Origin of the sequence: Trichocoleus sp. ST-U2, assembly GCF_039961875.1 — a bacterium.
Classification (GTDB): Bacteria; Cyanobacteriota; Cyanobacteriia; order Cyanobacteriales; family FACHB-T130; genus FACHB-T130.
The window spans coordinates 33,383-45,874 of record NZ_JAMPJY010000018.1; the positions used below are offsets into that span (position 1 = coordinate 33,383).

The 12,492-nt window shown below is 46.8% G+C and carries 11 protein-coding genes and 1 tRNA gene; 6 read left to right on the top strand and 6 right to left on the bottom strand.

From position 1 onward, the window contains the following. A complete protein-coding gene (locus NC996_RS13995) occupies positions 1-1,098 on the top strand; it encodes a HAMP domain-containing sensor histidine kinase (RefSeq protein ID WP_190675144.1) in 1,098 nt (365 codons plus the stop codon). A 406-nt stretch (positions 1,099-1,504) separates the two neighbouring features. Then, positions 1,505-1,705, top strand: a complete 201-nt coding sequence (locus tag NC996_RS14000; protein WP_190412997.1) for a hypothetical protein — start codon at positions 1,505-1,507, stop codon at positions 1,703-1,705. A gap of 495 nt (positions 1,706-2,200) precedes the next feature. Here NC996_RS14000 and NC996_RS14005 read toward each other — a convergent pair. Further along, a tRNA-Phe gene (locus tag NC996_RS14005) sits at positions 2,201-2,273 on the bottom strand. Between the two features lie 222 nt (positions 2,274-2,495). On the opposite strand from NC996_RS14005, the gene NC996_RS14010 reads away from it, so the two are divergent. Next, positions 2,496-2,660, top strand: coding sequence for a metallothionein (locus tag NC996_RS14010; RefSeq protein ID WP_190413885.1), 165 nt, complete (start codon positions 2,496-2,498; stop codon positions 2,658-2,660). A 114-nt stretch (positions 2,661-2,774) separates the two neighbouring features. On the opposite strand, the gene NC996_RS14015 is transcribed toward NC996_RS14010, so the two are convergent. After that, a complete protein-coding gene (locus NC996_RS14015) occupies positions 2,775-3,653 on the bottom strand; it encodes a metal ABC transporter permease (protein ID WP_190688195.1) in 879 nt (292 codons plus the stop codon). A gap of 61 nt (positions 3,654-3,714) precedes the next feature. Here NC996_RS14015 and NC996_RS14020 point away from each other — a divergent pair, with 61 nt between their 5' ends. Continuing rightward, positions 3,715-4,125, top strand: coding sequence for a metalloregulator ArsR/SmtB family transcription factor (locus tag NC996_RS14020; RefSeq protein WP_190413889.1), 411 nt, complete (start codon positions 3,715-3,717; stop codon positions 4,123-4,125). Positions 4,126-4,156: 31 nt separating this feature from the next. Here the strand turns inward: NC996_RS14020 and NC996_RS14025 are convergent, their stop codons facing one another. After that, positions 4,157-4,939, bottom strand: coding sequence for an ATP-binding cassette domain-containing protein (locus NC996_RS14025; protein WP_190530118.1), 783 nt, complete (start codon positions 4,937-4,939; stop codon positions 4,157-4,159). A 23-nt stretch (positions 4,940-4,962) separates the two neighbouring features. Next, complete coding sequence (locus NC996_RS14030; protein WP_190688197.1) at positions 4,963-5,997, bottom strand: zinc ABC transporter substrate-binding protein; 1,035 nt, start codon at positions 5,995-5,997, stop codon at positions 4,963-4,965. A 335-nt stretch (positions 5,998-6,332) separates the two neighbouring features. Between NC996_RS14030 and NC996_RS14035 the strand changes: the two genes are divergently transcribed. Then, on the top strand, positions 6,333-8,357 hold the full coding sequence (locus tag NC996_RS14035; protein WP_190688200.1) for an iron uptake porin: 2,025 nt from the start codon (positions 6,333-6,335) through the stop codon (positions 8,355-8,357). Positions 8,358-8,714: 357 nt separating this feature from the next. Here the strand turns inward: NC996_RS14035 and NC996_RS14040 are convergent, their stop codons facing one another. Continuing rightward, entirely contained in the window at positions 8,715-10,535 is a 1,821-nt protein-coding gene (locus NC996_RS14040; RefSeq protein ID WP_190688203.1) for an NFACT RNA binding domain-containing protein, read from the bottom strand. A 137-nt stretch (positions 10,536-10,672) separates the two neighbouring features. Beyond that, positions 10,673-11,485 carry a PEP-CTERM sorting domain-containing protein gene (locus NC996_RS14045; protein ID WP_190688206.1) on the bottom strand — a complete coding sequence of 271 codons (813 nt, stop codon included), beginning with the start codon at positions 11,483-11,485 and terminating at the stop codon, positions 10,673-10,675. Positions 11,486-12,217: 732 nt separating this feature from the next. Here NC996_RS14045 and NC996_RS14050 point away from each other — a divergent pair. Beyond that, entirely contained in the window at positions 12,218-12,484 is a 267-nt protein-coding gene (locus tag NC996_RS14050; RefSeq protein WP_190413898.1) for a DUF370 domain-containing protein, read from the top strand. The last annotated feature ends 8 nt before the right edge of the window (positions 12,485-12,492 follow it).

A 12,492-nucleotide genomic window follows, 5' to 3' on the forward strand; every position in this document is an offset into this window, starting at 1 on the left:
ATGCCCCGGAATAAAATGGGACTGCGATCGCGCTTGTTTCTTTCCCATCTCTTAGTAATGATGGTAGGAGTGGGTAGTCTACTCGTTATCAGTAAACTGTCTTCTCCCCGCTTCTTTATCGTCCAACTCGAACAAATCGAGGTCAGCGGCATACAGGTACGCTATGCTCGCAGGCAGCTGGTGAGAGGGTTTGAAACAGCCTGGAGTCGCAGCACGTTCTTGTCATTTATCGCGGGTGCTACAGCTGCTGGTGGCTTGAGTTACTGGGTATCTCGCCGAATTACCCAGCCTTTGACCCAGATGGAACAAATTACCCGCAAGTTTGCTGCTGGGCATCTAGATGAGCGACTACCAAAAAGTGAAATTCCCGAACTCAACCGCCTGGGTTCTAGTTTTAACCGCATGGCGTCTAGTCTTGAAGGTGTGGAACAGCGGCGGCGAGAACTGATTAGCGACCTGACCCATGAACTCCGAACGCCCCTAACTGTAATTCGCGGATACCTGGAGGAGATGGCTGATAGCAGGATTGAACCATCGCCAGAGATTTACCAGCGCTTGGTGAGGGAAACAATCCGGCTAGAACGGTTAGTCAACGATTTGCAAGAACTCTCTAAGGCAGAGGCGGGTTATTTACCAATAAATCTCCAGACGGTCAATCTACGACCTTTATTAGAGTCCCTGTTGGAAAAATTTTCTGACCAAGTGCTGGACGATGGGCCGGTGCTGCGCTTAGACTGTCCGCCCCAGTTGCCCCCGGTCTTAGCGGATATTGACCGTGTGGAGCAGGTTCTGGTCAATTTGTTGGGAAATGCGCTGCTATATACCAGTGCTGGTTCGATTACGGTCAAAGCTTGGAATGAACCAAAACGCCTCTGGATTGCGGTGGTGGATACGGGTCAAGGAATTGCACCAGAGGATTTGCCCCATATCTTTGAGCGATTTTGGCGGGCTGAACAGTCTCGAAGCCAAAATTCTAGAGGAACCGGCATCGGTTTAGCGATTTCCTCCCGGTTGCTCGAATTGCAAGGCGGTCAGATTGAAGTAGAAAGTGAACTGGGAAAGGGTAGTACGTTTCGTTTTTTCTTGCCTTTAGCTTGACGGTCATACTTGAGCTAATGGCTGTATGGGGCTTTTGTTGAAGCGCTCAATTTTTATAGATTTCCGGACTAACGCACTGTTGCTTGTTGCGCTTTCTACTGCCTACGGTTGGAGGGAACGTGTGTAATCTCGGAATTGCTTGCGTAAATGGCAAAGCAAGCGTTGATAAGTAATAGAGCGACCTAGCAAAGCAAAAATTAACTTTAGCAACAACCTTGATGGTTCGTTACTAGATCCTTGAATTATGAATTTTCGACATAACTTGCTCCTGTTGTTGGCATAACAGGCTTTGCCTCTGAGAAGGGGAGAAAATGCCTTAGTGCTAAGTTTTGTTAAGCAATAAAAATTCTCGATCTCTGGTATGGGAATGCTCAATAGAGAGAGATAAAGGACTCCGGATAAACTTATGATCTGTATAGAAGTGATTTACCTGTTGATAGCTGCTACTTTGTTTACCCTCTGGCTAGAATTGTTTAAGCGCGATCGCAGTTGGAATACGGAAGAAAGATTTTCCTCTTTTATCACTTTGACGGTCGCAACAGTTTTCTGGCCTGTGGTTCTTCCCATCGCTTACATAGAAGTCTTAAAAACTAAACAGAAATTATAATATTGCGCTGTCGTAACAAGTGCGAGTGAAATTCGCCTAAATCCACTTGCGCGGGTTTCAAAAGTTCGCGTAAATTAATCGGGCTTGCCAAAACCAAGTGGTTTTGACAAGCCCGATTGCGTGGATATTAGAGTTAAGCCAACTCTAACCAAGAGGCGCTACTTTCACGCGCTCTTGGAGAGCCACTAATCCCGGATTTCCAGATTGTACTACTGGCATAGGGATTTTATTTTGTCTGTTAAGCGCGATCGCACGCTCTCCGGCAATATCACTACGCAATCCGGTACGTACTGCATAGACCTCTCGAATAAACCAGAAAGAGCAGGACAAAGCCAATCCAGCAGAAAAGCGGGTTGCCGTGAATCTAAATTCCTTAATTTATCGCTATATAGCTATTTATTATTAATCAGGATTTATGTAGACTCTACAGAATCCCGATAAGAATGTAGCAGTGACAATCAGCTAAAATTTGTGCTGAATCTACGTTTTAGAAAATGCCAGGACGGAGATTTGAACTCCGGACACGAGGATTTTCAGTCCTCTGCTCTACCAACTGAGCTATCCCGGCGCACTTTTTTTGGTGCTTTATTAAATTAACAAAGTTAGACGGTGTTGACAAGCCCCTAGTGGCAGATTTGGTAATATTTTTGGTTTTTGTCAGAGATCCCAGTTCCAGCAAGGGCGATCGCTATCTCTGTATCGCTATCTCTATGACGATTCCTGAAAAGGACGGATATCTGAATATCTGTTCAGATGTTATAGTAAGTGAAGAGTTGACTAGGACAAAGTGATGACTACCGTAACTTCGATGAAATGTGCCTGTGAATCTTGCCTGTGCGTTGTTTCCATCAGCGAAGCGGTGGAAAAAGGTGGTAAATACTACTGCGGCGAAGCTTGTGCCAATGGTCACGAATCTGGACAAGGCTGCTCCCATCACGGCTGTAACTGCGGCTAACTGAAGGTTGAAAGCTTACAAGAGTTGAAGGTTGAAGGTTTACAGCAGTGGAAAGTTCTTATAAACTGGCTAACCTTCAACCGGCTAATCCACAACCCGCTAACCTTACTTGTCTCAGCTAGTTTGCAGATTCAGCTTTGCCCAGCCAAGAACGGCTAGAAACAGCAAAAACTGGACGAGAACAATACTAGGGCCAGAAGCAAAGTTAAAAAGACCGGATACAATCATTCCAGCAACGCTACTCATCGCTCCCAAGAAAACGGAGAGCCAGAGAAAGTAGATAAATTGGTGACTCAACAACTTGGCAGTAGAAGCGGGAATCACTAGAAAGGCATTTACGAGTAAGATGCCTACGGCTTTGATAGAAACGGCAACTGCCAGGGACAGCAGTACAACAAATAAGTAGCGATAGAGCTGAACTGGAACACCCTGAACCTTTGCTACATCGGGGTTAAGCGTCAATAAGATTTGCTCTCGCAGCGTTGACAGTAAGAAGATACCGCTGCCCACAAGCAATAGAAAAACCAGCACCAAGTCGGTGTTATTAATTGCGAGAATATCCCCAAATAGAGCGCCTAAGAGGTTGCCTCGGTATCCCTGGATAAAACTGCTGAGGATGACGCCAATTGCCAAGGCACCGGATAGCACAATGCTGAGGATGTTGTCGCTGGCGAGATTGGTTTGATCAATCAAGTAGAGAACCGCTAGACCAAAAATTACCGTAAAGGGTAGTAGCATCCAGGTGGGATTTAGCTGCAATAAGACTCCCATCACCAGCCCGACTAAAGCCGCGTGACCAACGGCGTGGCTGAAAAAAGACAATTGGCGCAAAGTGACAAAACTGCCAAGAAATCCGCCGAGAAGTCCCATCAGGACGCCACCTGCGATCGCTCGTTGCATGAAGGGAAACTGCAACAAGGTGATTAAGTTAGCGCTATCCGCGATCGCTAGGCAGTGAAAATGAAATGAGATCGACCAATCTAGGAGAGTCATGAGCTTTCCATCCACGTCAGCGAATCAGTTACGATAAGAGTATCTACCTATAGCTTGAGAAATGTCAGTGCAACTTTCATCTGATGAAGCTGTAAATAGCGACCTTCAGAAGACAGAAACTTTAAATTGTAATCCGCCACATCCGGTTGACATAGATAACGTTCACCAATTGCAAAGTCAGATTCTCAGCACCGAGAAGTCCCAGCGAATGGCGGAGTTCTTTAGTCTCTTAGGAGACGCCAATCGCCTGCGGATTCTATCAGTTTTGGCACTCAAAGAACTGTGTGTGTGTGACTTGGCAGGAGCGCTGGCAATGAGCGAATCAGCGGTTTCCCATCAGTTGAGAGCCTTACGTGCCCTGCGACTGGTTAGCTACCGCAAGCGTGGGCGCAAGGTCTTCTATAGCCTTCAAGATAATCACGTTTTAGACCTCTATCGCTCTGTTGCAGAACATTTGGATGAAGCCAATTAAATATTAAAAACTCCTAGCATTTTGATTCTTTTTAGTGGTGATGATGATAGCGACTGAAACTTGGGCCATAAGTGGCTAGCAGGTTTTGAGGGGAAAGGGCAATTTCCGGGGTGCCAGTGCAGACTACCGTTTGATTGAGGCAGAGAACGCGATCGCAGTGGTGACTGACCATGTCGATATCGTGAGAAACTTGCAACACCGTCCAATTTTGCTCGCGTTTGAGTTCATTCAGCAAAGCATAAAAATCTGCTGCACCCTGCACATCCACACCGGCAAACGCTTCATCCAGGACTAGAAGTTGACGAGGCATCACCAGACAATAAGCCAGCAGAACTCGCTTGAGTTGTCCACCACTCAGAGTACCAATGGATTGACGGCGCAGGTGATAAGCGTCTACCCGTTTCAAGGCAGAAGCAATCGCTTCTGATTTCTTTTCATCTTTCCGCCAGAATGACAAAAAGTTTTGAGCCGTGAGTTTTCCTGACTCCTGATTTTTCTTCGCCCATCCCAACCCCACCATTTCGGCGACAGAAATTGGAAAACTCCGGTCAAAGATAAAATTTTGCGGCATATAGCCTAACCAGTGACACCAATGCCCCAAACGTTCAACTGGACGGTCAAAAATTTCTACTTTTCCGGCACTTCGCGGAATTAATCCCAGAATTGCTTGCACCAGCGTACTTTTACCCGCACCATTCGGGCCAACTACTGCTGTATCAGTTCCGGGTAGCAATTCAAAAGAGACATCCCGAAGCGCCAGATAGCTGCCTAGATATACAGTTAAGCCGTCAACTTTCAGAATTGGCGATGGGATAGGGGCGTCAGAGTTTCTCACGTCTACTTGCAGGCAGCTTCCAGGGTTTGCAGATTTTGCTTCATCGCGGTGAAATAATGCTCCGGAGTCAGGGGGCCATTTTCCAGAGGATCGATGGTTCTCAGGGTTAATTTCAAGTCGGTAGAGAGACTTTCAAGCAATTTATTGTCAGTTCCTGGTTCGCCAAGTAGGGCTTTAACATTGTACTTTTTCACTGCCCCAACCGCCTTTTGGATGTCAGCAGGCGAAAGGTTATCTTCGGGAATCTGAACTACTGCAACTTGCTGAAGCTGGTAGCGTTGAGCAATGTAAGGATAGGCGTCATGGAAGGTGACATAAGTACAACCGCGATAAGGTTGCAGACGCTGCTGAAATTCTTTGTCTAGCGCCTTCAGTTGCTGAATGTAGGCGGTGGCGTTTGCTTGATAAGTCGCTTTGTTCTCAGGATTGGCTGCAATTAAACCATCCCGAATATTCTCTACTTGCTGTTTTGCTCGGACTGGATCGAGCCAAACGTGAGGATTACCTTCTGCATGGTCGTGTTCTTCTGCCTTTGCACCGGCTTCTCCCTCGTGGTTGTGGTCTTCGTGGCTAGCTGCTTGACCATTCACCACGGGTGAGGCGTCTTCTAAGGCGTTAATGCTTTTACTACTATCAATTTCTTTAATCTGAGCGTTTCCAGAATTTTTGATAGTTTCTTGAAGAAATTCTTCCAAGCCGAAGCCATTTTTTACCAGCACATCTGCTTGAGCGATCGCTTGCACGTTTGCGGGTGTCGCTTGATACTCATGCACTTCCGATCCGGGTGGCACCAAAATTTCTACCTGCGCTTTGTCACCCGCAACTGCCTTGGTAAACCAATAAATCGGCAAGAATGTTGCTACCACCCGTGGAGACTTCGGATTCTGCGCCCCCACTGCCGACTGCGGCGCAGCACTCTGCTGTGGGGATGGGACAGAAGTATTTGATGAGCTACACCCAGTAGCAGCGAACACTGGCAGCAGTAATAAAGGTAGGGCAAGCTTGCTCGAATAATGTCGGATTCTAAGGCACGTCACGGTTTATCTCCTGATTGACGGTGGAAGTGTCAATCTACTTTTTTTGAGAATGAGTCTTGTTTTAATATTATGAGAATAATTCTCATTTTAGTATGATATTGCTGCCGATAGTTGAGTTTTGACTGGTAAATGCCATCAGGGGGGATTGTAAAAGTTGGAGAAATCTTGTCTCTTAAGTGTTTAAAAGCAAAATTTCTCAGCAGCAACGGATGCTTTTCATTGGAAAAAGGCAATTTATAAGCAAAATTCAGCAAAATTGTCAATAAATTGTCTTTAGCAAACTGTAGAGCAGTCAGTCGCAGCGGAGAATCTTGAAAGGGTGTCAGGAGTGAGAAATGAAATTTAAAAACCTGTGGAATGCGCTGCTGGTAAGCCCAGCAGTGTTCGGTGCAATGCTGTTAACGGATGCGGGGGCATTCGCAACGGAAACCCCGGCGGTGATGGAAGTTAAGGAGAACGCAATCGAGGATGCGATCGCTCCGACTCTCCCAATCAAGGAGGATCAAGAGGAATCTCAAGCGTTACATCAAAAAAATGAAGAATTGGTATCAAACTCGGTAGCCGTGGCAGCTGCCCCAATTACCACTTCTGAGATGAAGCTGGACGAGACATCTGCTGTCAAGGTAGAAACACCCGCATCAGCGGCGATCGCGCCGAATCAGTCAACAGTGGCGGATTTAGCCCAAATCCCAGCTACCACCCCGACATCAGTAACGGCTGATGCCGACGTTTTAGAACAAATCGATGTTTATACCAATCCAGAGGACACGGATAGTTCTCTGGATAGTTCTCTAGAACAAGTCACGAATGTTTCCCAACTGCAAGACGTAGAACCGACAGATTGGGCGTATGAAGCACTGCGATCGCTTGTCGAACGTTACGGTTGTATTGCAGGATATCCCGATGGCACCTTTCGCGGCAACCGGGCACTCAGCCGGTATGAATTTGCCGCCGGTTTGAATGCTTGTCTGCAACAAATCGAGAAATTGATTGCCGCCAGTTCGGCAGATTTCGTCACCAAAGCAGATTTAACTACATTACAGCGACTGATTGATGAATTTGGCGCGGAATTGGCGACATTGGGGACGCGGGTTGATAATTTAGAAGGTCGCACCGCTTTTCTGGAAAGCCATCAATTTTCTACCACCACCAAACTACAGGGAGAAGCGATCTTTGCGCTGGCAGGGATTTTCAAGGGAGAAGATGCGACTGGCGATGAGATCGACGATGTAGCGATTTTTGGTCATCGGACCCGTCTGAATTTTGAAACCAGCTTCACCGGGAAAGATGTGCTGAGAACGCGACTGCAAGCGGAAGGACTGGGTTCTCTTACCGAACGCACTTTGACACCAGAAGGCAACCTGTTTTTCTCAGGTGATACCGACAGTAATGTTTTCGTGGATGCGTTTCTTTACGCTTTCCCCATCGGTGAGAGAACAGAAGTGGTGGTTGCGGCAAATGCAGGTGCGGCAGATGACTTTACCGATACCGTCAACTTCCTCGACGGTGACGGTACAACTGGGGCACTCTCTACTTTTGGAACGCGCCCGCCGATTTATTACCTAGCAGAAGGTGCTGGAGTTGGGCTAAGGCAGCAGTTGGGCGATCGCTTTGAACTCAGCTTAGGCTATTTAGCAGGGGACGCCGCTAACCCGGAAGAAGATGGTGGTTTGTTCAATGGCCCTTACGGTGCCTTAGCACAGCTATTGATCAAGCCAAGCGATCGCTTGAAGCTGGGCTTGACGTACATTCATTCCTACAACAACAATGACACCGGCACTGGTAGCAATCTCGCGAATTTCCAGGGCGGACTTGCCCGCTTCTTCGATACCGATATTGACGGTAGTTCGGTCGGCGGGGGTTTAACTAACTTAGGGTTCAGCACCAATCTCCCCGTGATCAGCAATTCTTATGGGGTAGAGTTATCTTGGCAACTGAGCGATCGCTTTGTTTTGGGTGGCTGGGTTGGCTACACCAACACGCGCAACCTCTCCACTTTAGGCGGACTCATTGAGCGCGGCAAAGTTGACATCTGGAACTGGGCTGTCACCTTAGCCTTCCCAGATTTGGGTAAACAAGGCAACTTGGCTGGCATTATCGTTGGGATGGAGCCGAAAGTCACTAACTCAACCATCGATATCAATCCCGGCGCAGTCGCCGCATTAACCGCAGCAGGCATCCCCACCCCGCCCGTGGGAGACAATGACGATACTTCACTGCACATTGAAGCGTTCTATCAGTATCAATTAACGGACAATATCGCCATCACGCCTGGGGTTATCTGGCTTACTGCCCCTGACCACAATAATCGTAACGATGATATTGTGATCGGTACTATCCGCACCACGTTTACATTCTAGTTAAGAGTCAACCGTCATTGGTCGTTTCTTAATTGTGGATACAACCAGATCTGAGATAGCACTCCTAAAGGATTCGTGAAGACGAGATCCCCGACTTCTTAAAGAAGTCGGGGATCTAAACCCTGGCAGCTCACAACTCTGAAGCGGATTGCGATATGACTAATGACCACTTACCACTGAAAAAAAACCAGCTGATGTGACAGCTGGTTGAACAAAATCTTTATTTTTGTTGTCGTTAATCCGAGGAAATCCAGAGCTGCGCGTTCCCATCCGCCAGCCGTAAGATTTCTTTAATATTTACTGTAACAGGAAATACACATTTTTTGAAAGAAATATTTACATTTTTTTGTAAACTTCTTACCTTAGATAGTTGATTCCTGTTTGAGGACTCCCCCAGATAATGCGCTCCTGCTTATAAATAGCGATTCCCGGTTTAGCACCCTTGGGTTTGTAGACGTGCTTGGGTTCCGTGTAAACAACTGGCACGCGATCGCTTTGTCTGGCACGACTGTAGTAGGAAATTAAATCGGCGGCAAATTGCAAATCGGCTTCTTCCGGGACGGAACCCGGAGCGACACGCAGCAATCCATGACTTCCGGGAATTTCCTGCGTGTGAAACCAGAGGTCATAATCTCCAGCCATCCGAAAGGTTAGCTGGTCGTTCTGGCGGTTATTGCGCCCAATCAATAACTCAAAGCCGCTGGGCGTCTGGTAACGATAAGGGTGACTTCCCTCCTCGTCCCTACGGATGCGGTTGTCCGGATCTTGTAGATACTGCTGCTGTATCAGCTCATCGCGGATTTCTAAAAGCGTTTGTAAATCTTCTGGGTCATCGTAAGAATCCAGCTGAGTCAGGGTTGCTTCTACTTGCTCCAAGTAGTCTATTTCCGCTTGCACCTCGTTAAGTAACGGTTCAACGGCTGAGCGAGCGCGTTTCAGCTTCTGATGCCGCTTGTAGAGGGATTGGGCATTTTGGACGGCATTTTTTTCAGGGTCGAGGGGAATGGTGACAGGTTTGCCGGTGTCAAACTCATTGAGGTCAATTGACTTCATCCCTGGTTCCCAGTTCTGAAGGTAAGCCATCAGCAAATCTGCCTGTTGCCGATATTGGTCTGCTTGATCGGATTGCTGCAAGCGTTCCGTAAAAGTAGACGCCTTCAAGCGTAATTTTTCCAGAACGTTGTTGAGTTTCTGGCTCAACTGATGATGAATCTGGTTAAATTCTTGTTGATTGAGCCGATCGGTGTAGTAGCGGTTGAGTAATTCTTGGACTGATTCAGCAGGCTTAACAATGCCCCAGCCCAAGACGTTGTATCCTTCAGGTGTCCAGCCGGGATGAAAAACTGCCCCAGTCTCCTTCTGCGTCACGAGTGTCGTAGGCGAGGGGATAGAAGACTGAGAGGATTGGCTTTTCAGAATTGCTTGCAGCCATTCTTGCCATCGGAGAAATAATGCGTCCCAGTCAGATTGTGTGAGGGTATCGGTAGATTGCTCTGGATCTAGACCAGCGGCTTGTACCATTGAGACAACCAGCGCTGGACTCAAACCCCGGTAATTTTTCAGCATCTGACGCCGCAGTGCTGCGGGAATTAAACTCAGCCGTTCTTGCCAGCGTTCTTGGGATTCGCTTAAAGTCGGGATGGTTGCAGTGAGGGCGGGTGGAGATTCGTAGGGCTGTCCGGTCAGGATGGTACGGACGCTAGATTGTTGGGCGTTGACTTGATGGGCGGCGGTGACAATCAGGTTGTCTGCACCTGTAAGGATGACGTTACTGTATTTGCCCATGATTTCAACGTACAAGTGCCAGATAGCCGGATCTCCTGGGCGTTTGGCAAATTGTAAATCGATCACTCGTTCCCAAGGCGCGATCGCTGAAGGTGTATTTGCGTCAGCGCTACTCGCTTCTATCGCCACCAAGGCAAAGCCCCCCAACTGATGCCGTAGCTGGTCGCTGAAGGTAAAGGTATCTGGCGTGCGGGGAGGTGGATCCCCAATGCAAACACGCGCTGCTTGCGGATGCCAAGAAACTGTCAGCCAACTCCTCCGCTTCAGGGTTCGCAGGGCTATGGAAATTGTAAAGCGATCGCGCTGATAAACTTGTTCCAGCCGCGCCGGTATCCACTCAGCACGCAGCTCAGAACAAGCGGCAGTTAAGGTAGTAAAGTCAACGAGTTGCACGCGCGATCGGTATTTTTTGTAAAGATTTCGAGGAGCGGTCTCTTTCTATCCTCTCAGTTTCAGGCTACTTCCGACAAAAAACGCACAAAGCTATTTTAAAACAGCCTTGTGCGTAGATGAATATGACTCGTTTCTGTTTAGACAGATTGGCGACGGCGGCGAGTTTTTAAGCCGAGTGCGATCGCGCCCAAGGTCAATCCTAGCGTCGCGCTGGGTTCTGGAACGCTCTGTTGGTTTTTCCAGTCATCGGTCGTCCCAACTTTGATTTGGTAGGCGAGATTGGATTGGGTAGGCATTTTTCCCGTCCAACTCATAATTGAATTCCCTGTAAGGCTGAAACTCCCCGATACATCGCCGATCCGAAGATATTGCACTCCCCCCTTCACATCCTCAAAAATATTGCCATTGGCATCCTTGTACCAGGTTGTGCAATTAGGACTCAGGGTACATGAAACGCTAGAAGTTTCGGCGATGGACTTCGTACCCGACGCATCTTTCAGCAATAAGTCTTTGACCATCATGCTGCTATTCGTGTTATTTGCTCTAGTGCGGACAAAGATATCTGTGACGCCTTGAGTAAATTTCGATGTGTAATCGTAAGCTAAAGTTTGGTTTCCGACTTTGTAGGTAACGATCTTTGTGAGTGCGTCGTAAGCCAAAGTGAAAGCATCCACTCTTCCACTTTGCCAGTAATTTGAATCTGTTAATTCCTGTTGTTTCTGCACTGTAAAATTAGTGCTGCCAGTATCATCGTGCAAATCGAGTTCGTAAGTGCTGTTATTGCTACTGCCAATCCGACCCTCCGCAACAAACAATAAATCTACATTTAAATTCTTAAAGGCTTGGTCGGTTTCTAAATAACTTAAAGAAATTGCTTTTGCATCAGATGGAGCCGATAATATCCCTAAAGTGGCAATCAATAATCCAATAAGTGTTTTACGAATAGCCATTTTTTTATTCCCTGGTTTTGGTAAGTGAAGCACGGTATATCAGGATTGATCTTTACGCCCCCGCTTGCCGTGCTTTGGTTGGCGCTACTTTTTTAGCATAAATGACTCATGCCAATAAACGCTGCTAAAAATAGCTTATTTTACGAAAACTTTATCGCTATAGTTTGTATTTTGAAGTTATGGAAAAACCTAGATAAAAGCATTTTACTTTCGATATCTTGGGGTATAAAAAAATATTTTTCTCAATAAAAATACTGTAGTTAATTTTTAAAAAAGGTTAAAAAAGCGGATTAATTGTAATTCTACTGAGAAGCGATCTATGTAAAATCTCGTAAATAGTTGCAACCAGCCATCCTCTGGTAGAATTTGATTTTTATAGGAATACAAAGAAATACTTCCCACCCCGTGAACGGAGAGCGATTCTACAGACAATCGTGAAGCGATCGCGTCGTTCAACCTGTTCCAGCCACGCTAGTATTTATTTTTCATCTAGTTCACAGCCAGCGGCGGGAAAGATGAATTAAACCAAATGTGTTGGTTAACCATTGACGTGGCTGCCAAACCTGCCTCTGCCTTTCGGAATAGATAATAGGGGTAAAAGGGAAAAAAAAGCAGCGATCCCGTAAAAACGCGAGTTTTTGTGGATTTTAGGCTTGTAAGTCAAAAATTTTGTAGATAACATGGGAACTAGACTTAAATAAGCTTTTTAGGCGGTTATGCCGCTAGTTTTATATGGACATTCAGTTAATCAATATCGGTTTTGGTAACATCGTGTCTGCAAACCGAGTGGTTGCCATTGTCAGTCCAGAATCTGCGCCCATTAAACGGATTATCACCGACGCCAGAGATAGAGGGCAGTTGATTGATGCAACCTATGGGCGTCGCACTCGCGCGGTAATTATTACCGATTCCAGCCACATCATTCTCTCCGCCATTCAGCCTGAAACCGTTGCTCATCGCTTTGTGATTGGCAAAGACGTGAATGCCAGCAACAATTAAGGCAATAG

Coding starts and splice junctions, on each gene's coding strand:
- NC996_RS14045 (WP_190688206.1), bottom strand. CDS start 11,485: ATGGCTATTCGTAAAACACTTATTGGATTATTGATTGCCACTTTAGGG.
- NC996_RS14050 (WP_190413898.1), top strand. CDS start 12,218: ATGGACATTCAGTTAATCAATATCGGTTTTGGTAACATCGTGTCTGCA.
- NC996_RS14020 (WP_190413889.1), top strand. CDS start 3,715: ATGTCAGTGCAACTTTCATCTGATGAAGCTGTAAATAGCGACCTTCAG.
- NC996_RS14010 (WP_190413885.1), top strand. CDS start 2,496: ATGACTACCGTAACTTCGATGAAATGTGCCTGTGAATCTTGCCTGTGC.
- NC996_RS14035 (WP_190688200.1), top strand. CDS start 6,333: ATGAAATTTAAAAACCTGTGGAATGCGCTGCTGGTAAGCCCAGCAGTG.
- NC996_RS14015 (WP_190688195.1), bottom strand. CDS start 3,653: ATGACTCTCCTAGATTGGTCGATCTCATTTCATTTTCACTGCCTAGCG.
- NC996_RS14000 (WP_190412997.1), top strand. CDS start 1,505: ATGATCTGTATAGAAGTGATTTACCTGTTGATAGCTGCTACTTTGTTT.
- NC996_RS13995 (WP_190675144.1), top strand. CDS start 1: ATGCCCCGGAATAAAATGGGACTGCGATCGCGCTTGTTTCTTTCCCAT.